This is a genomic window from Sphingomonas sp. SORGH_AS_0870, from assembly GCF_031453175.1.
Taxonomy (GTDB): Bacteria; Pseudomonadota; Alphaproteobacteria; order Sphingomonadales; family Sphingomonadaceae; genus Sphingomonas.
Genome location: NZ_JAVIYW010000002.1, coordinates 2,804,777 through 2,825,540, shown reverse-complemented (window position 1 = coordinate 2,825,540; position 20,764 = coordinate 2,804,777). Strand labels below are relative to the sequence as shown.

At 68.7% G+C, this 20,764-nt stretch carries 21 protein-coding genes; 10 read left to right on the top strand and 11 right to left on the bottom strand.

Features of this window, described 5'->3' with window-relative positions:
• Nucleotides 1–31: 31 nt before the first annotated feature.
• The 6 genes from QE363_RS13125 (at nucleotide 32) to QE363_RS13100 (ending at nucleotide 7,580) form a co-directional block, all read left to right on the top strand.
• Complete coding sequence (locus QE363_RS13125) at nucleotides 32–2,440, top strand: response regulator (RefSeq protein WP_309695908.1); 2,409 nt, start codon at nucleotides 32–34, stop codon at nucleotides 2,438–2,440.
• Between the two features lie 25 nt (nucleotides 2,441–2,465).
• Entirely contained in the window at nucleotides 2,466–2,816 is a 351-nt protein-coding gene (locus tag QE363_RS13120) for a response regulator (protein ID WP_307099237.1), read from the top strand.
• 92 nt (nucleotides 2,817–2,908) lie between these two features.
• Nucleotides 2,909–4,630, top strand: a complete 1,722-nt coding sequence (gene ilvD, locus QE363_RS13115; protein ID WP_309695905.1) for a dihydroxy-acid dehydratase — start codon at nucleotides 2,909–2,911, stop codon at nucleotides 4,628–4,630.
• Nucleotides 4,617–5,003, top strand: a complete 387-nt coding sequence (locus tag QE363_RS13110; RefSeq protein WP_309695902.1) for a hypothetical protein — start codon at nucleotides 4,617–4,619, stop codon at nucleotides 5,001–5,003. The genes ilvD and QE363_RS13110 overlap by 14 nt, the downstream gene beginning before the upstream one ends.
• The gene (locus QE363_RS13105) at nucleotides 5,000–6,379 is read left to right on the top strand and encodes an NAD(P)H-hydrate dehydratase (RefSeq protein WP_309695900.1); all 1,380 of its coding nucleotides are present in this window, start codon (nucleotides 5,000–5,002) and stop codon (nucleotides 6,377–6,379) included. Before QE363_RS13110 ends, QE363_RS13105 begins: the two co-directional genes overlap by 4 nt.
• A 4-nt stretch (nucleotides 6,380–6,383) precedes the next feature.
• On the top strand, nucleotides 6,384–7,580 hold the full coding sequence (locus QE363_RS13100) for a class I SAM-dependent RNA methyltransferase (RefSeq protein WP_309695898.1): 1,197 nt from the start codon (nucleotides 6,384–6,386) through the stop codon (nucleotides 7,578–7,580).
• On the opposite strand, the gene truA is transcribed toward QE363_RS13100, so the two are convergent.
• Nucleotides 7,562–8,311 carry a tRNA pseudouridine(38-40) synthase TruA gene (gene truA / locus QE363_RS13095; protein ID WP_309695896.1) on the bottom strand — a complete coding sequence of 250 codons (750 nt, stop codon included), beginning with the start codon at nucleotides 8,309–8,311 and terminating at the stop codon, nucleotides 7,562–7,564. The genes QE363_RS13100 and truA overlap by 19 nt on opposite strands.
• A complete protein-coding gene (gene fmt, locus QE363_RS13090) occupies nucleotides 8,308–9,213 on the bottom strand; it encodes a methionyl-tRNA formyltransferase (protein ID WP_309695894.1) in 906 nt (301 codons plus the stop codon). The genes truA and fmt overlap by 4 nt, the downstream gene beginning before the upstream one ends.
• 53 nt (nucleotides 9,214–9,266) lie before the next feature.
• Between fmt and recR the strand changes: the two genes are divergently transcribed.
• From recR to rmuC, 3 genes are all read left to right on the top strand, one after another.
• Nucleotides 9,267–9,863, top strand: coding sequence for a recombination mediator RecR (recR, locus tag QE363_RS13085; protein ID WP_307099223.1), 597 nt, complete (start codon nucleotides 9,267–9,269; stop codon nucleotides 9,861–9,863).
• Between the two features lie 45 nt (nucleotides 9,864–9,908).
• Nucleotides 9,909–10,430, top strand: a complete 522-nt coding sequence (gene def, locus QE363_RS13080) for a peptide deformylase (RefSeq protein WP_309695892.1) — start codon at nucleotides 9,909–9,911, stop codon at nucleotides 10,428–10,430.
• 84 nt (nucleotides 10,431–10,514) lie between these two features.
• Complete coding sequence (gene rmuC / locus QE363_RS13075; RefSeq protein ID WP_309695890.1) at nucleotides 10,515–11,978, top strand: DNA recombination protein RmuC; 1,464 nt, start codon at nucleotides 10,515–10,517, stop codon at nucleotides 11,976–11,978.
• A gap of 203 nt (nucleotides 11,979–12,181) precedes the next feature.
• On the opposite strand, the gene QE363_RS13070 is transcribed toward rmuC, so the two are convergent.
• Genes QE363_RS13070 through QE363_RS13040 form a run of 7 tightly spaced genes read right to left on the bottom strand, consistent with a single transcriptional unit; the run spans nucleotide 12,182 to nucleotide 17,272 of the window.
• The gene (locus QE363_RS13070) at nucleotides 12,182–12,994 is read right to left on the bottom strand and encodes an RNA methyltransferase (protein ID WP_309695888.1); all 813 of its coding nucleotides are present in this window, start codon (nucleotides 12,992–12,994) and stop codon (nucleotides 12,182–12,184) included.
• Nucleotides 12,994–13,266 (bottom strand): HPr family phosphocarrier protein, encoded by a 273-nt coding sequence (locus QE363_RS13065; protein ID WP_307099215.1) that lies wholly within the window; start codon nucleotides 13,264–13,266, stop codon nucleotides 12,994–12,996. The genes QE363_RS13070 and QE363_RS13065 overlap by 1 nt, the downstream gene beginning before the upstream one ends.
• A complete protein-coding gene (locus QE363_RS13060) occupies nucleotides 13,263–13,670 on the bottom strand; it encodes a PTS sugar transporter subunit IIA (protein WP_307104538.1) in 408 nt (135 codons plus the stop codon). Before QE363_RS13060 ends, QE363_RS13065 begins: the two co-directional genes overlap by 4 nt.
• Before the next feature lie 18 nt (nucleotides 13,671–13,688).
• Nucleotides 13,689–14,600 carry an RNase adapter RapZ gene (rapZ, locus tag QE363_RS13055; protein ID WP_309695884.1) on the bottom strand — a complete coding sequence of 304 codons (912 nt, stop codon included), beginning with the start codon at nucleotides 14,598–14,600 and terminating at the stop codon, nucleotides 13,689–13,691.
• The gene (locus QE363_RS13050; protein WP_309695882.1) at nucleotides 14,600–15,034 is read right to left on the bottom strand and encodes an HPr kinase/phosphatase C-terminal domain-containing protein; all 435 of its coding nucleotides are present in this window, start codon (nucleotides 15,032–15,034) and stop codon (nucleotides 14,600–14,602) included. The genes rapZ and QE363_RS13050 overlap by 1 nt, the downstream gene beginning before the upstream one ends.
• Nucleotides 15,031–16,596 carry a stimulus-sensing domain-containing protein gene (locus tag QE363_RS13045; protein ID WP_309695881.1) on the bottom strand — a complete coding sequence of 522 codons (1,566 nt, stop codon included), beginning with the start codon at nucleotides 16,594–16,596 and terminating at the stop codon, nucleotides 15,031–15,033. Before QE363_RS13045 ends, QE363_RS13050 begins: the two co-directional genes overlap by 4 nt.
• On the bottom strand, nucleotides 16,565–17,272 hold the full coding sequence (locus QE363_RS13040) for a response regulator transcription factor (protein ID WP_307099206.1): 708 nt from the start codon (nucleotides 17,270–17,272) through the stop codon (nucleotides 16,565–16,567). Before QE363_RS13040 ends, QE363_RS13045 begins: the two co-directional genes overlap by 32 nt.
• 214 nt (nucleotides 17,273–17,486) lie before the next feature.
• Here QE363_RS13040 and QE363_RS13035 point away from each other — a divergent pair, with 214 nt between their 5' ends.
• Nucleotides 17,487–19,094, top strand: a complete 1,608-nt coding sequence (locus tag QE363_RS13035) for a phosphoenolpyruvate carboxykinase (RefSeq protein WP_309695879.1) — start codon at nucleotides 17,487–17,489, stop codon at nucleotides 19,092–19,094.
• A 139-nt stretch (nucleotides 19,095–19,233) separates the two neighbouring features.
• On the opposite strand, the gene QE363_RS13030 is transcribed toward QE363_RS13035, so the two are convergent.
• Together QE363_RS13030 and QE363_RS13025 are read right to left on the bottom strand one after the other, a co-directional pair.
• Nucleotides 19,234–19,683 (bottom strand): NfeD family protein, encoded by a 450-nt coding sequence (locus QE363_RS13030; RefSeq protein ID WP_309695877.1) that lies wholly within the window; start codon nucleotides 19,681–19,683, stop codon nucleotides 19,234–19,236.
• Nucleotides 19,680–20,648 carry an SPFH domain-containing protein gene (locus tag QE363_RS13025; RefSeq protein WP_309695875.1) on the bottom strand — a complete coding sequence of 323 codons (969 nt, stop codon included), beginning with the start codon at nucleotides 20,646–20,648 and terminating at the stop codon, nucleotides 19,680–19,682. Before QE363_RS13025 ends, QE363_RS13030 begins: the two co-directional genes overlap by 4 nt.
• Between the last annotated feature and the right edge of the window lie 116 nt (nucleotides 20,649–20,764).

Sequence of the window (20,764 nt, the reverse complement as noted above, 5' to 3'; positions counted from 1 at the left end):
CATGCCCCGTCGGCGGACGATGAGTCGCACCATGGCAATCGCGTCTTCCGAAACCCTGTCCCCCGTCCGTGCCGCCGCGCTCGTCTCGATCCTGGGCGGGACGGCGGCGGCGGGACTGATGTTCTTCGCGATCCGGAACTGGATCGTCGCGGCCGGCTTTCTGGCGACCGCGCTGCTGATGCTGGCCATCCTCGTCATGTGGCGGCTGCTCAGCCCGCGCGCGCAGGAGATGCGGCGCACCATCGACTGGGATTTCGCGCGCGTCGTCGCCGATGCCAGCCATGACGCGATCGCGGTGACCGACCGCGCCGGGCGTCTGGTCTGCGCCAACGAGGCCTATGCCGCGCTGTTTCCTGGCATGCCGACCCCGCCGGGCGTCCCGCTGGACGGCCCGTGCGTCGAGGCGCTGGCCCAGGCGGGTCGGACGGCGTGGCGCGACGGACTGGGCCGGGCCGACCGGATCGGGGTGATGGGCACCGAGCTGTCGGTGCTGGTCACCCGGTCGGGGGACGAGGCGGACCTGCTGGTCTGGCGCTTCGCCATTGCCGAGGAGCAGGACCTGGCCGAGACGGTCGAGCAGCTAATTGGCGGCATCCATGGCGACCGGCTGGGCGCGGCGGGGATCATGGCGGCGCTGATCGCCCCCGATGGCCGCGTCCGGGCCGCCAACCGGGTGCTGTGCGCGCGGGCGATGGGCGGCGAGATGGAGTCGATCGTCGGCCGCGACTTCGCGACCTTCCTCGCCCACAGCCCCTCCGGCCAGATCCGGTTCGTCGCCGAAAAGGATGCCGCGACCCAGCATAGCCTGCGCATCCTGCAAATCCCCTTTGTCGAGGGCGAGGGCGCGCCGATGCTGGTCGTCCTGCTCGACGAAGAGCAGCAGATGGTCGCACCGACCGGGGCGAATGCGGGCAACCATGTCCGTGGGCTGGTCTCGCTGATGCCGTTCGGCATCGCGCTGGTCGACCGGGACGGGCGGTTCCTTCAGATGAACTCCGCCTTCATGCGCGCGGCCGGGGTGAATGGCGGGCAGCCGCCGCTCTATCCGGGCGATCTGGTGGTGCGCGAGGACAAGGCGGCGGTGGCGGACGCGATTCGCCGCTTCGCCGGGGGAGCGACTCATTCCGCCGACATGGCGGTCCGGCTGAAGGATCATCCCGAGGAGCCCGTCGCACTGACCATCGCGGGCGCGCGCGGGCTGGGCGATGCCGCCGTGCTGTTGAGCCTGAAGGACAATTCCGAGGAAAGTCGCCTCAAGCGCGAAGTGGCGCAGGCGACCAAGATGCAGGCGGTCGGCCAGCTGGCGGGCGGCGTCGCGCACGACTTCAACAACATCCTGACCGCGATCATCGGGCATTGCGACCTGATGCTGATGCGCCATTCGCCCGGCGACAGCGATTATGACGACATCCAGCAGATCCGCACCAACTCCAACCGCGCGGCGAGCCTGACCCGCCAGTTGCTGGCCTTTTCCCGCCAGCAGACGCTGCGCCCGCAGATCCTGCAACTGCCCGATGTCGTGTCGGAAGTGTCGAACCTGCTCAAGCGGCTGCTGGGCGAACGCGTCCGGCTGGACGTCAGTCATGGCCGCAACCTGGGCCCGATCCGTGCCGATCCGGGGCAGCTTGAGCAGGTGGTCGTCAACCTGGCGGTCAATGCGCGCGACGCGATCCTGGAGAATGAACCGGCGGGCGGCGGCATCCTGACCATCCAGACCCGCGGTGTCTCGATGGCCGACGTGCGCGCGATGAACCACGACATCCTGCCCGCCGCCGACTATACCGCGCTCATCATCAGCGACAACGGCACGGGCATTCCGGTCGAGATCCTGCCCAAGATCTTCGAACCCTTCTTCACCACCAAGGAAATGGGGAAGGGGACCGGGCTGGGCCTGTCGACCGTCTATGGCATCATCAAGCAGTCGGGCGGCTATATCTTCGCCGAATCGCCATCGGGCGGGGGCGCGCGCTTCTCCATCTATCTGCCGGTCCATGCCGCCCCGGCGGTGCCCGTCGGCAAGGCGGTGGAGGTCAAACCGGCTCTGCCTGCGCCGACGCCCTGGGGTTCGGGCACGATCCTGCTGGTCGAGGACGAGGACATGGTCCGCGCGGTCGCCGAACGCGCGCTGACCCGGCAGGGCTATACCGTGTTGTCGGCGGAAAATGGCGAGGCGGCGCTCGACATGCTCGACAGGCATGGCAAGCCCGACCTGCTGATCTCCGACGTGGTCATGCCGACCATGGACGGGCCGACGATGGTCGGGCTGGTCCGCAAACGCTATCCCGACCTGGCCGTGTTGTTCATGTCGGGCTATGCCGAGGAACAGCTGCGCAAGTCGATCACCCTGCCCAATGTCGGTTTCCTGCCCAAACCCTTCTCGGTCCAGCAGCTTGCCGAGGCCACGCAGATCGCGCTGGCGCAACAAGCGGCTGGCGGATGATGCAAAGCATGATATGGCGGTGCCGATGACAGAGCCCGTGCAGATCCTCATCGTCGAGGACGAACCCCTGATCGCCATGATGCTGGAGGACTTTCTGGACGTCCTCGACAAACAGGTCGCGGGCACCGTGGACAGCGTCGACGACGCGCTGGCGCGGGTGGCCGAGGGGGGTATCGACGCCGCCATCCTCGACGTCAACCTGCGGGGCGGCCAGAAGAGCACCCCCGTCGCCGAAGCGTTGGCGGCGCGCGGCGTGCCCTTCGTCTTCGCCACCGGCGGGTCGGACGATGCGGTGGACGAACGCTTCCGTGACCGCCCGCGCCTGCAAAAGCCGTTCACCATGGACGGCGTGGCCAAGGCGCTGGGGTCGCTCTGACCGTTCCGACGGGGTGCGAAAAGCCCCGTCGATGGCATGGCTCGCGAAATTTGCTTGCGTGGGCGGGGTGTCTGGCGACATAGGGCTGCGTCATGACACGCCAATTCGACAAGTCCCGCCTGCCGTCCCGCCACGTTTCCGTCGGCCCGGAGCGTGCGCCGCACCGCAGCTATTACTACGCCATGGGTATCCAGGAAGAGGATATCGCCAAGCCGTTCGTCGCGCTGGCGAGTGCGGGTAACAATTCCGCCCCCTGCAACACCACCCTCGATGCACAGGCCGATGCCGCGCAGGGCGGGGTGATCCGCGGCGGCGGCATGCCGCGCCGGTTCAACACCATCACCGTGACCGACGGCATCGCGATGGGCCATCAGGGGATGAAGTCCTCGCTGGTCAGCCGAGAGGTCATCGCGGATTCGGTCGAGCTGTCGGTGCGCGGCCATTGCTATGACGCGCTGGTCGGCTTTGCCGGATGCGACAAGTCGCTGCCCGGCATGATGATGGCGATGCTGCGCCTGAACGTGCCGTCGATCTTCGTCTATGGCGGCTCGATCCTGCCCGGCCGTCACCAGGACCGCGACGTGACCGTGGTCGACGTGTTCGAGGCGGTCGGCCAGCATGCGGCGGGCAATTGTCCGCTCCATGACCTGATCGCGCTGGAAAAGGTCGCCTGCCCCGGTCACGGCGCGTGCGGGGGCCAGTTCACCGCCAACACCATGGCGTGCGTCGGCGAGGCGATCGGCCTGTCGCTGCCCAACAGCAACATGATGCCCGCGCCCTTCCTCGACCGGCACGGCATCGCCGAGGCGGCGGGTGAGCAGGTGATGGAGCTGGTCGCGCGCAACCTGCGCCCGCGCGACATCTGCACCCGTGAGGCGTTCGAGAATGCGGCGCGCGTCGTCGCCGCGACCGGCGGCTCGACCAATGCCGGGCTTCACCTGCCCGCTATGGCGAACGAGGCGGGGATCGACTTCGACCTGTTCGACGTGGCCGAAATCTTCAAGACCACCCCCTATATCGCCGACCTCAAGCCCGGCGGCCGCTATGTCGCCAAGGACATGTATGAGGCGGGCGGCGTCTATATGCTGATGAAGACGCTGCTGGCGGGCGGCTATCTGCACGGCGACTGCATCACCGTCACCGGCAAGACGCTGGCCGAGAATATCGACGAGGTGACGTGGAACCCCGACCAGAAGGTCATCTATGACGTGAAGACCCCGATCACGCCGACCGGCGGCGTCGTGGGCCTGCGCGGCAGCCTGGCGCCAGAGGGGGCGATCGTGAAGGTGGCGGGCATGAAGCGCCTCCAGTTCGAAGGCACCGCGCGCGTCTTCGACTGCGAGGAAGAGGCGTTCGCCGCCGTCGAAGCGCGCGAGATCACCGACGGCACCGTGGTCGTCATCCGCTATGAAGGGCCCAAGGGCGGTCCGGGCATGCGCGAGATGCTGTCGACCACCGCCGCACTCTATGGCCAGGGGCTGGGCGAGAAGGTCGCGCTGATCACCGACGGGCGCTTCTCGGGCGGCACGCGCGGCTTCTGCATCGGCCATGTCGGGCCCGAGGCGGCGGATGGCGGCCCGATCGCGCTGGTCGAGAATGGCGACACCATCCGCATCGATGCCGAGGCGGGAACGATCGACCTGGACGTGGCCGAGGAGGTGCTGGCCGAACGCCGCGCCCGCTGGACTCCGCGCATGAACGATTACCAGTCCGGCGTGTTGTGGCGCTATGCCCAGAATGTCGGCCCGGCGCACCAGGGCGCCGTCACCCATCCCGGCGCCAAGTCCGAGCGCCATGTCTATGCGGATATCTGAATCCGTCTGTCTGGCCGGCGCCCTGGCGCTGGCCGGATGTTCGGGGCGGAGCGATGGCCAGGCGGGGGATGACGCCGCCGCCACCGTTCCGGCCCAAAAGCCCGGTCTCGCCATTGCCTGTGCCCGGGCGGGGGCCGCGCGATTTTCGCAGGACTGCACCGTCGAGCAATCGGCGGCGGGCGATGCGGTGATCCTGACCCTTCGCCATTCCGATGGCGGGTTCCGGCGGCTTAAAGTGACGCAGGACGGTCACGGCGTCGCCGCCGCCGATGGGGCGCTTCCGGCGCAGGTCACCATCGCGGGCGACCGGGAGATCGAGATCGCCATCGGCCCCGACCGCTATCGCCTGCCCGCCACGGTCGGCGCGCGATGATCCCGATCGCTGGCCGCACCGTCCTGACCGCCGAGGCGATGCGCGCGGCCGAGGCGGCGGTCTTCGCATCCGGCCTCGACCCGACCGCGCTGATGCGCCGTGCGGGGGAAGCGGTGGCCCAGGCGGTGGCCCGGCTCGCGGGCCCACGCGAGGTTCTGGTCCTGTGCGGCCCCGGCAATAATGGCGGGGACGGCTATGTCGCCGCCGCGACGCTGAAACATAGGGGCATCGCCGTCCGGGTCGCGGCGAGCGACGAGCCGCGCAGCGACGGTGCGCGCTGGGCCCGCTCGCTTTGGGATGGCCCGGTCGAGCTGCTGGCGACGGCGCGTCCTGCGCCGGTGCTGGTCGATGCGCTGTTCGGGATCGGCCTGTCGCGGGCGCTCGATCCCGTGGTGCAGGCGGCGCTGGCGCGGCTGGCGGGCGAGGCCTGGCTCGCCATCGCGGTGGACATGCCCAGCGGGGTCGCGAGCGATGACGGCGCGATAGGGGGCGAGGTGCCCCGCTTCGACGTGACGCTGGCGCTGGGCGCGGTGAAGCCCTCGCACCTGTTGCAACCCGCCGCCGGTCGGATGGGGCAGGTGCGGCTGCTCGATATCGGCGTGCCGGTCGAGGGGACGACCCATGTGCTGGATCGGCCTACATTGCCCGAGCCCGACGCCCGATCGCACAAATATAGCCGTGGCATGGTCGCGGTGGTGGCGGGGAGCATGTCGGGGGCATCGGAACTCGCCGCCACCGCAGCGCTTCGCGCCGGGGCGGGCTATGTCCTTCATCTGAGCGCGGGGGCGTCCGCCGTCGTGCATCCGCATGCCATCGTTCGCCGCGACTATGCGCCCGAAGCACTGGACGAGCAGCGGATCGGCGCGATCGTCATCGGTCCCGGCCTGGGCCGGGATGGCGACGCCAGCGCGCGGCTGGCGGCGGCGCTGGGCAGCGGCCGCCCGCTGGTCGTCGATGGCGATGCGCTGCGGCTGATCGATGCCGAGGCGCTGGGACAGCATATCGGCCCCAAGATCCTGACCCCGCATGGCGGCGAGTTCAGCCATCTGTTCGGCGATGGCTCCGGCACCAAGCCCGATCGCACCCGCCGCGCGGCCGAGCGGACCGGGGCGGTCGTCGTCCATAAGGGCGCCGACACGGTCATCGCCGCGCCCGATGGCCGCACCATCCTGTGCCCGGAGGCCAATTCCTGGCTGTCGACCGCTGGGACCGGCGACGTGCTGGCGGGCGCAGTCGGCGCGATGCTGGCGGCCGGGCTCGATCCGTTCGAGGCGGCGGCGGCGGGCGTGTGGCTTCATGCCGAGGCGGCGCGGCGTTGCGGGGCGGCTTTCATCGCCGACGACTTGGCAGACGCGCTTTCCGCCGTCAGAGGCTGATCGCATGAGCGATATCATCATCCGCGTTGCCGCGCGCGGCGACGGCGTGACCGAAAACGGCCGCCACGCCGCCTTTGCCGCCCCCGGCGACCTGCTGGAAGCGGACGGCACCGTCACGCCCGGCCCGCATCACCAGGAGCCGCCCTGCGGCCATTTCCCCCGCTGTGGCGGGTGCCAGCTCCAGCATCTGGACGACGAAAGCTATGCCGCCTTCGTCACCGACCGGGTCGCCTCCGCGCTGGACGCGCAGGGGCTGGCCGCGCCGCTTCGCGCCACCCATGTCTCGCCGCCGCGCAGCCGCCGTCGCGCGACGCTGCACGCCGAGGCGAAGGGCGGGCGCGTGATGATCGGCTTTTCGGAGGAAAAGAGCCACGCGATCGTCGACATCGCCGAATGCCATATCCTCGACCCCATACTGTTCGCGCTGGTCGCGCCGCTGCGCGCGCTGCTCCAGCGGCTGGGGTTCAAGCGGCGCGGCGACGTGCACCTCACGCTGGCGGACCAGGGGGCGGACGTCCTCGTCACCAATTTCTCGCCGGATGGCCTCGAAGCGGCGGAGACGATCATCGGCTTTTGCGAGCGACACGGCGTCGCGCGATTCGCGGTCGATGATGGGCTGGGCCCGGAGACGCGCTGGGAGCCCGAGCCGGTGACGGTGACGCTCGGCGGCGTGGGCGTGCCCCTGCCGCCCGGTGCCTTTCTCCAGGCGACGCGCGATGGTGAGGCCGCGCTGGTCTCGGCGGTGCGCGAAGCCGTGGGTCGGCCGCGCACGACGGCCGATCTGTTCGCCGGGCTAGGCACCTTCGCGCTGGCGCTGCCCGGCAAGGTCTATGCGGCCGAGGGTGCGCGCGACGCGATCCTGTCGCTAAAAGGGGCCGCCAATGCGCAGGGGCGGCCGGTCTTTGCCGAGCATCGCGACCTGTATCGCCGCCCGCTGACCAAGGCGGAGCTGGACCGTTTCGACGCGATCGTGCTCGACCCGCCGCGCGCGGGCGCACGCGATCAGGCGGCGGCGCTGGCCAGCGCCAATGTCGCCTCGGTCGCCTATGTCTCGTGCAACCCGGCCAGCTTCGCACGCGACGCGCGGGAGATGGTCGATCAGGGCTGGCAGCTGGAATGGGTGCAGCCGGTGGGCCAGTTCCGCTGGTCCACCCATGTCGAGCTGGCGGCGCGCTTCGTGCGTCAGCCGTCCGAGGGATAATCCGCCGCGACGAAGAACAGCCCGTCCGACGGCGCGTTCAGCCCCAGCTGCGCGCGGTCGCGGGCGACCAGTGCCGCCTCGACATCGTCCGGCGTCCAGCGCCCCATGCCGACCAGCGCGAGACAGCCGACCATCGACCGTACCTGATGGTGGAGGAACGACCGGGCGGCGGCGCGGATATAGAGCCGCACGCCGACCCGCTCGACCGACAGCAGGTCCAGCGTGCGAACCGGGCTGTCCGCCTGGCAATGGACCGAGCGGAAGGTGGTGAAGTCGTGCCGCCCGACCAGCCGGGAGGCTGCCTCGGCCATCGCGGCCTCGTCCAGCGGCTGGGGCACCTGCCATGCCAGCCCCGCTTCGTGGGTCAGGGGGGCGCGGCGGTTGACGATGCGATATTCGTAAGACCGGCGGATGCACGAAAAACGCGCATGCCAGCCGTCGGCCACCGTCACGCAGTCCAGCACCGCCACCGGGTTCGGGCGGATCCGCGCGTTGATCGCCTCCATCAGGCGGAAGGGCGCGATGTCCTTGGCGATGTCGACATGGGCGCGCATCGCCAGCCCGTGCACCCCCGCATCGGTGCGCCCGGCGGCATGGACGGCGGTGCGCTCGCCGGTCACGGCATGGATCGCATCCTCCAGCGCCTGCTGCACGCTCGGCCCATGCGACTGGCGCTGCCAGCCCATGAAGGGCCGCCCGTCAAATTCGACCGTCAGCGCGAAACGGGTCAAAGCCGGGTTCCCGCCGGGATCGCAAAGCCGCGCAGCAACTCGTCCGCGCTCGACACGCCGCGTCCCGCCCGCTGGACCGAGACGGCGCGCAGCGCACCTTCGCCGCACGCGATGGTCAGCGCATCGTCCAGCACTTCGCCGGGGCCCCCTTCGGCCGCGACCGGCTCGGCGGCGAGCAGCTTCACCCGCTCCCCCGCGACCTCGAACCAGGCGCCGGGTGCCGGGTTGAACGCACGGACCTGCCGCTCGACCTCGACGGCGGGGCGGGTGAAGTCGATCCGCGTCTCGGCCTTGTCGATCTTCGCGGCATAGGTGACGCCCTCCTCGGGCTGCGTCCGCGCGGGATAGCGGTCGGGGTCCTCCAGCACCCGGACCATCAGCCGCGCGCCCATCGCCGCCAGCTCGTCGGTCAGCTCGCCCGTCGTCTTGCGTCCGATCGGGGTGGAGTCCTCCAGCTTGACCGGGCCGGTGTCGAGCCCCGCTTCCATCTGCATGATGCCGACGCCGGTCACCGCATCCCCCGCCAGGATCGCCCGCTGGATCGGCGCGGCCCCGCGCCACCGGGGCAGCAGCGAGCCATGGACGTTCAGGCAGCCGAGGCGCGGCGCGGCCAGGATCGGTCTGGGCAGGATCAGCCCATAGGCGGCGACCACCGCGACATCGGCGGCGTGCGCGGCGAACCGCGCCTGTTCCTCCTCGCCGCGCAACGACACGGGGGTGAGGACGGGGATGCCCAGCGCTTCGGCCGCCTGCTGTACCGGCGAGGCGACCAGTTGCCGCCCGCGCCGCCCGCCGGGGCGGGGCGGCTGGCTATAGCTGGCGACGATGTCATGCCCGGCCTGCGCCAGGGCTTCCAGGACCGGGACGGCAAAGCCCGGCGTGCCCATGAAGATGATCCGCATGGCAATGCCTCTCTGCGCTGGCGGGACGGCGCGCAACCCCCTATCTGTTCCCCATGGCATCCCCCGAGATCGAGGCGCTGACCCAGGCGCTGGCGCGCATCCCCGGCCTTGGCCCCCGTTCGGCGCGGCGCGCGGTCCTGCACCTGCTCAAGAAGCGCGAGGCGGCGCTGGCCCCCTTGCTGTCGGCGCTGGCGGCGGTCGAGGAGCGGCTGGAGACCTGTTCGACCTGCGGTAATATCGACACCGCGAACCCGTGCGCGATCTGTGCCGATCCCAGGCGCGACGCGGGCGCGCTGTGCGTGGTCGAGGAGGTGGCGGACCTGTGGGCGCTGGAGCGGTCGCGGCTGTTTCCGGGGCGCTTCCATGTGCTGGGCGGTCGCTTGTCCGCGCTGGAGGGCGTGCGGCCCGAAGACCTGGCGATCGACGCACTGGTCCGTCGGATCGAGGGCGGCGGCATCGACGAGGTGGTGCTGGCGATGAACGCCACGCTGGAGGGGCAGACGACCGCGCATTACATCGCCGAGCGGATCGAGCGCTTCCCGGTCCGCGTGACCCAACTGGCGCACGGCCTGCCGGTCGGCGGCGAGCTCGACTATCTGGACGAAGGGACGCTGGCCCAGGCCCTGCGTGCGCGTCGGCCGGTGGTCTGACGCCCCGGCTTGACGCTTTTGCCCATGCGCCGTAGCGAAACCGTCATGGCCATTCTTCCGATCGTCGAAGTTCCCGACCCCCGTCTGCGTCTCGTCTCCAAGCCGGTGGAGGCGGTGGACGACGGCGTGCGCCAGCTCGTTACCGACATGATCGACACGATGTACGACGCGCATGGCATCGGCCTGGCGGCGATCCAGGTCGGCGTCGACAAGCGCGTGCTGGTCATCGACCTTCAGGAAGAAGAGGATGAAGAGGGCAAGCCGGTCAAGAACCCGCGCGCCTATATCAATCCCGAGATCCTGTCGGTCAGCGACGAACTGTCCAGCTATAATGAGGGCTGCCTGTCGATCCCCGAGCAATATGCCGAGGTGAAGCGGCCCGCGCGCTGTCAGGTGAAGTGGCTGGACGAAAAGGGCGAGGCGCATGAGGCCGAACTCGACGGACTGCTTGCCACCTGCATGCAGCATGAGATCGACCATCTGAACGGCGTGCTGTTCATCGACCATGTCAGCCGGTTGAAGCGCGACATGTTGATGCGCAAGCTCAACAAGATGCGCAAGGGCTGATCCCTTTCGCGCGAATGGGCCTGTTCGTGCGGGCCCGTTCGATCTATGTTCCGGCCTGTCCTTTGGTTCTGACAGGTTGTGACAATGCCCGAATTGATTGCCGTCGCGCTGCTGGCGCTGTTGCTGGGCGGACTGGCCGGATGGCTGGCGGCCCGGCGCAAGGCCGACGGGCTGGCGGGGGAGCTGGCGACGGCCAGGGCGCGCGCGGCCGAGGTCGATCCGTTGCGCGCCGCGCGCGACGCCGCCGAGCGTGACAAGAGCGACGCGCTCCAGGCGCTGGCGGAGTTGCGCGGACGGGCTGCCGATCTCGACATGATCCGCGCCGCGCGCGACGCCGTGGAGGCCGAGCGCAATGCGGCCCTGCGCGAATTGGCCGAGCTGCGCGCCCGGTCGCAGGAGCGTGAGGCGGCGCATGCCCAGGCGCTGGAGGCGCTGGGCCAGGCGCGCGAGCAGATCAACAGCCAGTTCGGCGAGGCGGCGGCACGCGCGCTCGAAGTCGCGCAGCGCCAGTTCCTGGAACGCGCCGAGGCCCGCTTCCGCCAGTCGGAGGAAGCCTCGGGCCAGACGCTCAAGGCCTTGCTCGATCCCGTCCACCAGCGGCTGCAACGCTATGAGGAGGGCGTGCGCAAGGTCGAGGACGAGCGCCGCGACGCATTCGGCGAACTGAAGGGCCAGATCGAGGCGATGCGCATCGGCCAGGAGCGGGTCTCGGGCGAGGCCGCCAAGCTGGTCAACGCGCTGCGCAACGCCCCCAAGGCGCGGGGCCGCTGGGGCGAGCAGCAGCTGCGCAACGTGCTCGAAAGCTGCGGCCTGTCCGAACATGCCGATTTCCAGACCGAGGTCAGCGTGGCGGACGGCGAGGGCGGGAAGCTGCGCCCCGATGCGATCGTGCGCGTGCCCGGCGGCAAGGCGCTGGTCATCGACGCCAAGGTGTCGCTCAACGACTATCAGGACGCGTTCGGCGCGGTCGACGAAGTCGAGCGGCTGGCGGGCCTGTCGCGCCATGCCGCCGCGATGCGCGCGCATGTGAACGGGCTGGGCAATAAGAGCTATTGGAACCAGTTCGACGACGCGCCCGATTACGTCATCATGTTCGTGCCGGGCGAGCATTTCCTGTCGGCGGCGCTCGAGCATGACCCGACGCTGTGGGACTTCGCCTTCGACAAGCGGGTGCTGCTGGCGACGCCGACGAACCTGATCGCGATCGCTCGGACGGTGGCCGCGGTGTGGCGGCAGGAAAAGCTGGCGCAGGAAGCGCGGCAGATCGGCGCGCTGGGCAAGGAGCTCTACGCCCGCCTGGCCGTGATGGGCGGGCATGTATCGAAGCTGGGCAAGAATCTTGACACCGCGATGACCGCCTATAACGCCTTTGTCGGCAGCCTGGAGAGCCAGGTCCTGACCAGCGCCCGCCGGTTCGAGGCGTTGAACATCGACACCGGCGGCAAGAGCATCGACCAGCCCCCCATCGGCGAACAGGCGGCGCGACCGCTGACGAAGTTGATGCCGGTGGTGGAACTTGCGGGCGAGGGGGCGGAGGTTTCCGGGTAAGTGGCCGCTGGCAGTCGGGGCGAGGGCGGGGCGTGGCCTTCGACTTCGCTCAGGCTGAACGGAGGTAGGGTGGGGCGGCTACGGTCATAGTCTCACCCTCACCCTAGCCAAAGCTCCGTTCGCACTGAGCGAAGTCGAAGTGCAAGGGACTCCGCTCTCCCCGTGCCAACCACTTCTACCCCGACCGAACGAGAGCGAATGCGTCAGCGCGCCGACGCACCACCTTGTTGGGCCAGAACCTCATAGGCCATCACCGCCGTCGCCACCGCCGCGTTCAGGCTGTCGGCCTTGCCCAGCATCGGAATCTTGACCAGCTGGTCGCACGCCGCCGCATAGTCGGCGGGCATCCCCTGCGCCTCGTTGCCGGTCAGCAGGAAGGTCGGCGCGGCATAACGGGCGGACCGATAGTCCGTATCGGTGTCGAGGCTGAGGCCGACCAGCTGGCCCGGGCCCTGCCGCAGCCAGTCCAGAAAGGGCTGCCACTCGGTCTTCACGATCGGCACGGTGAACAGCGCCCCCATGCTGGCGCGCACCGCCTCGACCGAGAAGGGGTCGACGCATTCGCCGATCAGGATCAACCCGCCCGCGCCGACCGCATCGCCGGTGCGCAGGATCGTCCCCAGATTGCCCGGATCGCGCAGCCGCTCCGCCACCAGCCAGATGCCCGCCGAGGATCGGTCGAGCGCGTCGAGCGTCGTGCCCAGTTCCTCGAACACGCCGACCACGGCCTGGGGATTGTCCTTGCCCGACAGCTTGGACAGGATGTCCGGCGTCGTCTCGATCGCCTCGCCCTCTGCCCTTTCGACCGCGCGGATCAACTCGCGGACCAGCGGATGGTCGGCCGAGGGGCGGGCATAGAATAACAGGGTCGGCACCCGACCCGTCTCGCGCGCTTCGGTCAGGATGCGCAGGCCCTCGGCGAGGAACTGGCGCGCCTGTTTGCGGTGGCGCTTGTCGCGCAGGTCGCGGACCCACTTGATCAGCGGGTTGGAATAAGCGGTAATTTCACGGGGCATCAGTCTTCGCCGAACTTCGCTTCCACCAGCGCGGCCAGCGCCTCGACCGTCTCGCCCGCGCCGTCGCCGGTCGCGCTGATCGTGATCGTGTCGCCCATCGCGGCGCCCAGCATCATCAGGCCCATGATCGACGTGCCCGTCACCATGCTGCCGTCCTTGCCCACGCGCACCTCGCAGGGCTGGGTCGAGGCGAGGGTGACGAACTTGGCGCTGGCGCGGGCGTGAAGGCCACGCCGGTTGGTAATGAGGACGGAGCGGCTCTGCTCGGTCATGCGGCGGCCTCGCCCAGCACCTCGGAGGCGACCGAGATATATTTGCGTCCCGCCTCGCGCGCGGCGGCGACGGCATCGACGACCTGCATCGCCTTGCGCGCCGATCCCAGGCGAATCAGCATGGGCAGGTTCATGCCCGCGATCACCTCGACCCGGCCGCGCTCCATCAGCGAGATGGCGAGGTTGGAGGGGGTGCCGCCGAACAGGTCGGTCAGCACGATCACGCCGCGCCCGGCATCGACGGTGGCGATCGCCGCGGCGATGTCCGCGCGGCGCTCCTCCATATCGTCCTCGGGGCCGATCGCGATGGTCGCGATCCGCTCCTGGGGGCCGACCACATGCACCATCGCGGTCACGAACTCATCGGCGAGCCGCCCGTGCGTCACCAGAACCAGACCGATCATGTCAGACACGCATATCCATCATTTCTTGGCCGGCCCGGCTTCCAGAGAGTCTTTCGGCACGGCACGCAAATCACGATGCACCACCGTGGGCGAAAAACCGCTTTTGCGCAACCGTTCCGCGATCCGCTCGGCGACATGGACCGACCGATGTCGCCCGCCGGTACAGCCGATCGCGACGGTGATATAGGATTTGCCGCTGGCGATGTAACGCGGCACCAGCGTGTCGAGCAGCCCCTCAATCTGGCCGAGCGATGCCTCATAGGCGGGGTCGTGGCGGATATAGTCGATCACCGGCTGGTCCAGCCCGGTGCCCGGACGAAGCTCGGCCGACCAGTGCGGATTGCGCAGGAAGCGCATGTCGAAGACGAGATCGGCGTTGCGCGGCAACCCCTTGGAAAAGCCGAAGGACATGACGGTCATCACCGGCTCGCTCAGCCCCTCGACCGCATAATTGGCGCGCAGCCACTGGCCCAGGTCGTTGCTGGTCATGTTGGTCGTGTCGAGCAGGCGGTCGGCCATGTCGCGCAGCGGCGCGAGCAGGGCGCGTTCGTGCGCGATGCCGTCATCGGCCGCCCGGTCCATGGCCAGCGGATGGCGGTGCCGGGTCTCGGCATAGCGGCGCTTCAGCTCGGCCCCGCCACAGTTCAGGAACAGCGTCTCGACCGCGATGCTGGGGCTTTCGTTCAGCCGCGCCACGCGCTGCGAGATCTTGTGCGGATCGAAATCGCGCGTCCGGACCCCCAGGCTGATGGCGAGCGGGCGCTTCTTGCCCTCCATGCCGGCGGGCGGCGGCGCCTCCAGCAGACTGTCGAGCAGGAAGAGGGGGAGGTTGTCCACCACCTCCCAGCCCAGATCCTCCAGCGTTTTCAGCGTGGTCGACGTACCGGCGCCGGACATGCCGGTGACCAGCAGAATGCGTTTGCGGTCCATCACAAGCGCTCCTTGATGTGCGTAACGAGAAGCTCGACCTTGATCGGTGCCGAGGCGGGGCGGGGATCGAGGCGAAACACAGGCAGGGAAACGCCCGCGATCAGGCTCCGGGCCCATTCGGGCATGCGGTCCTCGTCGCCCAGATCGATGACCAGCCCGACCATCGCTTCGGGCCGATGCGGCATGGGGCACAGGCCGACGCCCCTGACCTCGATCAGACCGGCGATCGTCTCGGGCACGCGGACCTGCAATTGGCCGTTCATGCCGCGGGCCTGGACGTAATCGTCACCGATCAGCATCGCACCGCGATCGATCAGCCGCAGCGCCAGGTCGGACTTGCCCGCGCCCGATGGCCCGCGCAGCAGCACGCCCATGCCCTTCACGACGACACAGGTCGCGTGGATCAGTTCGGCACGATCATCGGCCAGTGTCATGGCACGGGCGCCAGCGGCAGTCGGACGACGAAACGCGCGCCGCTCATTCGGTCCTCCCGCGATTCGACATGGATGCGCCCCTGATGCGCCTCGACGATGGTGCGCGCAATGGCGAGGCCCAGGCCTGAATGACGGCCGAAATCCTCGGCGGCGGGGCGGATCGAGTGAAAGCGGCGGAAGATCGCCTCACGCGCCTCCTCGGGAACGCCGGGGCCCTCGTCCTCGACGCGGACGATCAGGTCATTATGGTCGTGTGCCAGGCTGATCGCCACCACCCCCTGATCGGGCGAGAAGGACAGCGCATTGGCGACCAGATTCTCGAACACCCGTTCCAGCCGCGCGCCTTCGCCCAGGACGATCGCCGGGCGCGGGTCGGGCGAGTCGAAGCGCAGGCGGATGCCGCGCTCCACCCCGCGCGCCTCGCGCTGTTCGATCAACCTGCCGATCAGCGCGTGGAGATCGACCGGATCGAACTTCGCGCGGCTCAACTGCGCGTCCAGCCGCGAGGCGTCGGAGATGTCGGTGATCAGCCGGTCGAGCCGCCGGACATCGTCGCGGACGATCGCCAGCAGCTGCGCCTGGAGCGCGGGGTCGCGGATCATCTCCAGGCTGTCGACTGCGGAGCGGAGCGAGGCGAGGGGGTTCTTCAATTCGTGGGTGACATCGGCGGCAAAGGCCTCGGTCGCATCGATCCGCGCGCGCAGCGCCAGGCTCATATCCGACAGCGCGCGGGCCAGCATCCCCAGTTCGTCGCGACGATCGGGCAGGCGCGGCACCACCACTTCGCGTGCGCGGCCCAGCCGGACGCGGACCGCCGCGCGGGCCAGCCGCCGGAGCGGCCGGACGATGGTGCGCGCCAGGAACAGCGAAAGCAGGACCGAGATCAGCGCGACGAGCGCCAGCAGAACGCTCAGCCGGAACCGCTCGATCCGGACGGTTTCGGTGATGAAGCGGGCATTCTCGGTCGTCATGATCGCGCCGCCGCCGGGCAGCGGGGCGGCGGCGGTGATGACGGGGGTGCGGTCGGGCGCGCGCCAGACCGAGCCCGACACGCGCGCCTGTCGCGCCGCCACGACATCGGGCCATTCCGCGCCGCCGCGCCGTTCGCGATAGAGGGGCGGCCGCGCGGCACCGACGACGGTGTCGATCCCGGCGTCGAGGAAGCGCGCGATCGCCTGCCCCCAATCCTGCTTGTCGGGATCGCGCAGGACGAAGTTGCGCACGCCCAGGTCGCGGCTGTCGGCGGTCATCCGCCCCTGCGGATCATAGAGCCGCAACCGCCCGCCAGTGTCTTTGGCGATCCGCATCATCAGCGCATCGCGCTCGCCCGGCCGGACCGAGCTAAGCGCCTCGCCGACCAGCCTCACCTCGCGCAATGCCTGCGCCACCCGGTTGTCGAGCAGCCGGGTGCGATAGGAATCGAGGTAGAAGAACCCACCCGCCAGCAGCAGCAGCGCAAAGATGTTGAGCGCCAGGATCCGCTGGGTCAGCGAGATCTGGCCCGACCAGCGCAGGGCCAGATCGGGGGCTTCACTCCTCGGAGAATCGGTAACCGGCGCCATAAAGCGTCTCTATGGCGTCGAAATCGGGGTCCACCTGGCGGAACTTGCGGCGCAGGCGCTTGATGTGGCTGTCGATCGTGCGGTCGTCGACATAGATATCGTCCTGATAGGCCGCATCCATCAACTGGTTGCGGGTCCGCACGATGCCGGGCCGCTGCGCCAGCGTCTCCAGGATCAGGAATTCGGTCACGGTCAGGGTGACGGGCTCGTCCTTCCACGTCACCTTGTGCCGCGCCGGGTCCATCGCCAGCGCCCCGCGCGTCAGCGGGCCCTGCACCTCGGCCGCGGTCGTGCCCTGCACCTGCCCGGACGCCTCCGACCGGCGCAGGATCGCACGGATGCGCGCGATCAGCAGCCGTTGGGAAAAGGGCTTGGCGATATAATCATCCGCCCCCATCGCCAGCCCCAGCGCCTCGTCCAGCTCGTCATCCTTGCTGGTCAGGAAGATCACCGGGATCTGGCTCTTCTCGCGCAGGCGCCGCAGCAGTTCCAGCCCGTCCATGCGCGGCATCTTGATGTCGAAGATGGCCAGGTCGGGCGGATTGTCGATCAGCGCCTTCAGCGCGGCTTCGCCATCGGCATAGATGCGCGTGAGGAAACCCTCCGCCTGAAGCGCGATCGACACCGAGGTCAGGATGTTCCGGTCGTCGTCGACCAGCGCGATCGTAGCGGTCATGCGATGGACTTGCCCTGGAACGTGGCGTGCGATCGGTCGGCCATGCGCACTCGGTTAGGCCAAAGCGGGACACGGCTCAACCGTCTTTGCGGATTCGTGTGTTTGACGTGTTAAACAAAGCGGCTATGAAAAGGGGGACGCATACATATTCCTATGCGGCGGCAAGAGGTGCCGGAACTTCCGGCACCCGGCATGAGGGAATGAGGAAGCTCTTATGAACGAACGGATTCCGGAGATCGGATTGCAGGCGCAGGGGATCGAAACCCGCGCGACGCTGCATTGGAACCTGGTGACGGCGCGGCTGATCGAAACGGCGGTCGCGCGGGGCGAGGGCAAGCTGTCCGCCGACGGCCCGCTGGTGGTCGAGACGGGCGAGCACACCGGCCGCTCGGCGCAGGACAAGTTCATGGTCCGCGACGACGAGACCCGCGATACCGTCTGGTGGGGCAAGACCAACAAGCCGATGAGCCCCGACGATTTCGCCGCGCTCAAGGCCGATTTCTTCGCCGCGCTGGGCCAGAAGGAAGATCTGTTCGTCCAGGATCTGTATGGCGGATCGCAGCCCGAGCACCGGGTCCGCGTCCGCGTCGTGACCGAGCTGGCCTGGCACAACCTGTTCATCCGCACCATGCTGGTCCGCCCCGAAGAGCATGAGCTGCGCAAGTTCGTCGCCGACTATACGATCATCGACCTGCCCAGCTTCCGCGCCGATCCCGCGCGCCACGGCTGCCGCTCCTCGACCGTCATCGCGGTCAACATGACCGAGAAGCTGATCCTGATCGGCGGCACGCGCTATGCGGGCGAGATGAAGAAGTCGGTCTTCGGCCTCCTCAACTATCTGCTGCCGACGACCGGCGTCATGCCGATGCATTGTTCGGCCAATATGGGCGCGGACGGATCGACGGCGGTGTTCTTCGGCCTGTCGGGCACCGGCAAGACGACGCTGTCGGCGGATGCCAGCCGCACGCTGATCGGCGATGACGAGCATGGCTGGTCCGACACGGCGGTCTTCAATTTCGAGGGCGGCTGCTATGCCAAGATGATCCGCCTCTCGCCCGAGGCCGAGCCCGAGATCTTCGCCACGACCAAGCGGTTCGGGACGGTCCTGGAAAACGTCGTGATGGACCCGGTCACGCGCCAGCTTGACCTGAACGACAACAGCCTGGCCGAGAACAGCCGGGGGGCGTACCCGATCGACTTCATCCCCAATGCGTCGAAGGACAATATGGGGGGCGTGCCGCGCAACATCGTGATGCTGACGGCGGACGCCTATGGCATCCTGCCGCCGATCGCCAAGCTGACGCCCGAACAGGCCATGTATCACTTCCTGTCGGGCTATACCGCGCGCGTCGCGGGGACCGAGATCGGCGTGACCGAGCCCGATGCGACCTTCTCGACCTGTTTCGGCGCGCCCTTCATGCCGCGTCATCCCTCGGTCTATGGCAATCTGCTCAAGGAGCGGATCGCCAAGGGGGGCGTGGATTGCTGGCTGGTCAATACCGGCTGGACCGGCGGCAAATATGGCGTCGGCCACCGCATGCCGATCAAGGCGACCCGCGCGCTGCTCAACGCCGCGCTCGACGGCAGTCTCAACCAGGCCGAGTTCCGGACCGATCCCAATTTCGGCTTCCAAGTGCCGGTCGCGGTGCCCGGCGTCGATCCGGCCATCCTCAACCCGCGTGATACCTGGGCGGACAAGGCGGCCTATGACGCGACGGCGGCCAAGCTGGTCGATCTGTTCAACGAGAATTTCGGCCAGTTCGCGGACCATGTCGACGAAGGTGTCCGCGCGGCGGCGCCCAAGGTGACGGTGGGGGCGTAGCTTCTCGGGTGAGGAGGGCGCTCATGGCGGGCGTTCTCCCTTGGCCTTCGACTGCGCTCAGGCTGAACGGGGTTTCGGGAATCCGCAACAACGCCCGTTCAGCCTGAGCGAAGTCGAAGGCCACGCCCCGACACCGGCCTCAATCCGCCAAGGGCTCCACCAGCAACACGCCGCCATCGACATGCGCCACGCGCAGCCGAGTCCCCGTGGCGGCATCGGGTCCGCGCACCGGCCATTCGCCGTCGCCCAGCCGCGCGCGCCCTTCGCCCCCCGTGATCGGCGTCGTGACCGTCACGATCTGCCCGCGCAGCCGCCGGGCGGGCTCGTTCAGGACCGGCGCATCGCTGTCCACGGGAAAGTCCCGGTACCAGCGCCGCCCGATCACGACGCACACCACGCTCCACACCGCGAAATCGGCGAGTTGCAGCCCGACCGGCAGGTCCGGCAACGCCCAGACGGTCAGCGCCGTCACCCCCGCCGCGATGGCGAGGAAGATCAGGAATACGCCCGGCACTAGCAGCTCGGAGATGCCCAGCACCAACCCCGCCGCCAGCCAGAGCGCGGCGGGGTCGATCTCCCCCAGGCTCACGAACCCGACGGCTCGAACGGCCCCGGCCTGGCGGGCGGGGTGGCGGCGCCCGGCTTGTTCGGGGCGAGCGCTTCCTTCGCCAACTCGCCGATGCCGCCCAGCGTCCCGATCAGTTGGGTCGCCTCGACCGGGAAGAGGATCGTCTTGGCATTGGGGCTGGTCGCGAACTTGCCCACCGCCTCGACATATTTCTGCGCGACGAAATAGTTGATCGCCTGCGTCCCGCCCGAGGCGATCGCATCGGACACGACTCGCGTCGCCTTGGCCTCCGCCTCGGCGGCGCGCTCGCGGGCTTCGGAGTCGCGGAACGCCGACTCGCGGCGGCCTTCGGCCTCCAGGATGCGCGCCTGCTTCTGGCCCTCGGCGCGCAGGATTTCCGAAGCGCGCGAGCCTTCCGCCTCCAGGATGTTGGCGCGCTTCTCGCGTTCGGCCTTCATCTGGCGCGCCATGGCGTTGACGATATCGACCGGCGGGCGGATGTCCTTGATCTCGACGCGGGTGATCTTCACCCCCCAGGGCGTGGTCGCATGGTCGACCACATTGAGCAGCCGCGCATTGATCTCGTCGCGCTTGGACAAGGTTTCGTCCAGATCCATCGCGCCCATGACCGTGCGCAAGTTGGTCGTCACCAAGTTCAGCAGCGCGACATACAGGTCCGACACCTCATAGGCGGCCTTGGGTGCATCCAGCACCTGGAAGAAGACGACCCCGTCGGTCGAGATCATCGCATTGTCCTTGGTGATGATCTCCTGTCCCGGAATGTCGATCACCTGTTCCATCATGTTCACGCGGCGACCGACGCGATAGAAGAAGGCGGGATAGAAGTTGAAGCCGGGGGCGGCCGTGCCGGTATAGCGGCCGAAATGCTCGATCGTGTACTGATAGCCCTGGCGGACGATCTTGATCGACATCATCAGATACAGAAGCACCAGCAGCACCGCCAGCGCGGCAATGATCACGCCCATCGACAAACTCCCCCAGTGATCGATCCTGACACGTTCTAGCATGGCGGTGCAGCAAGGGCCTAGCGGGAACGGCTCGCTTTGGTTACATGGCCCGCCACTTGTTCCCTTCGCAGGAT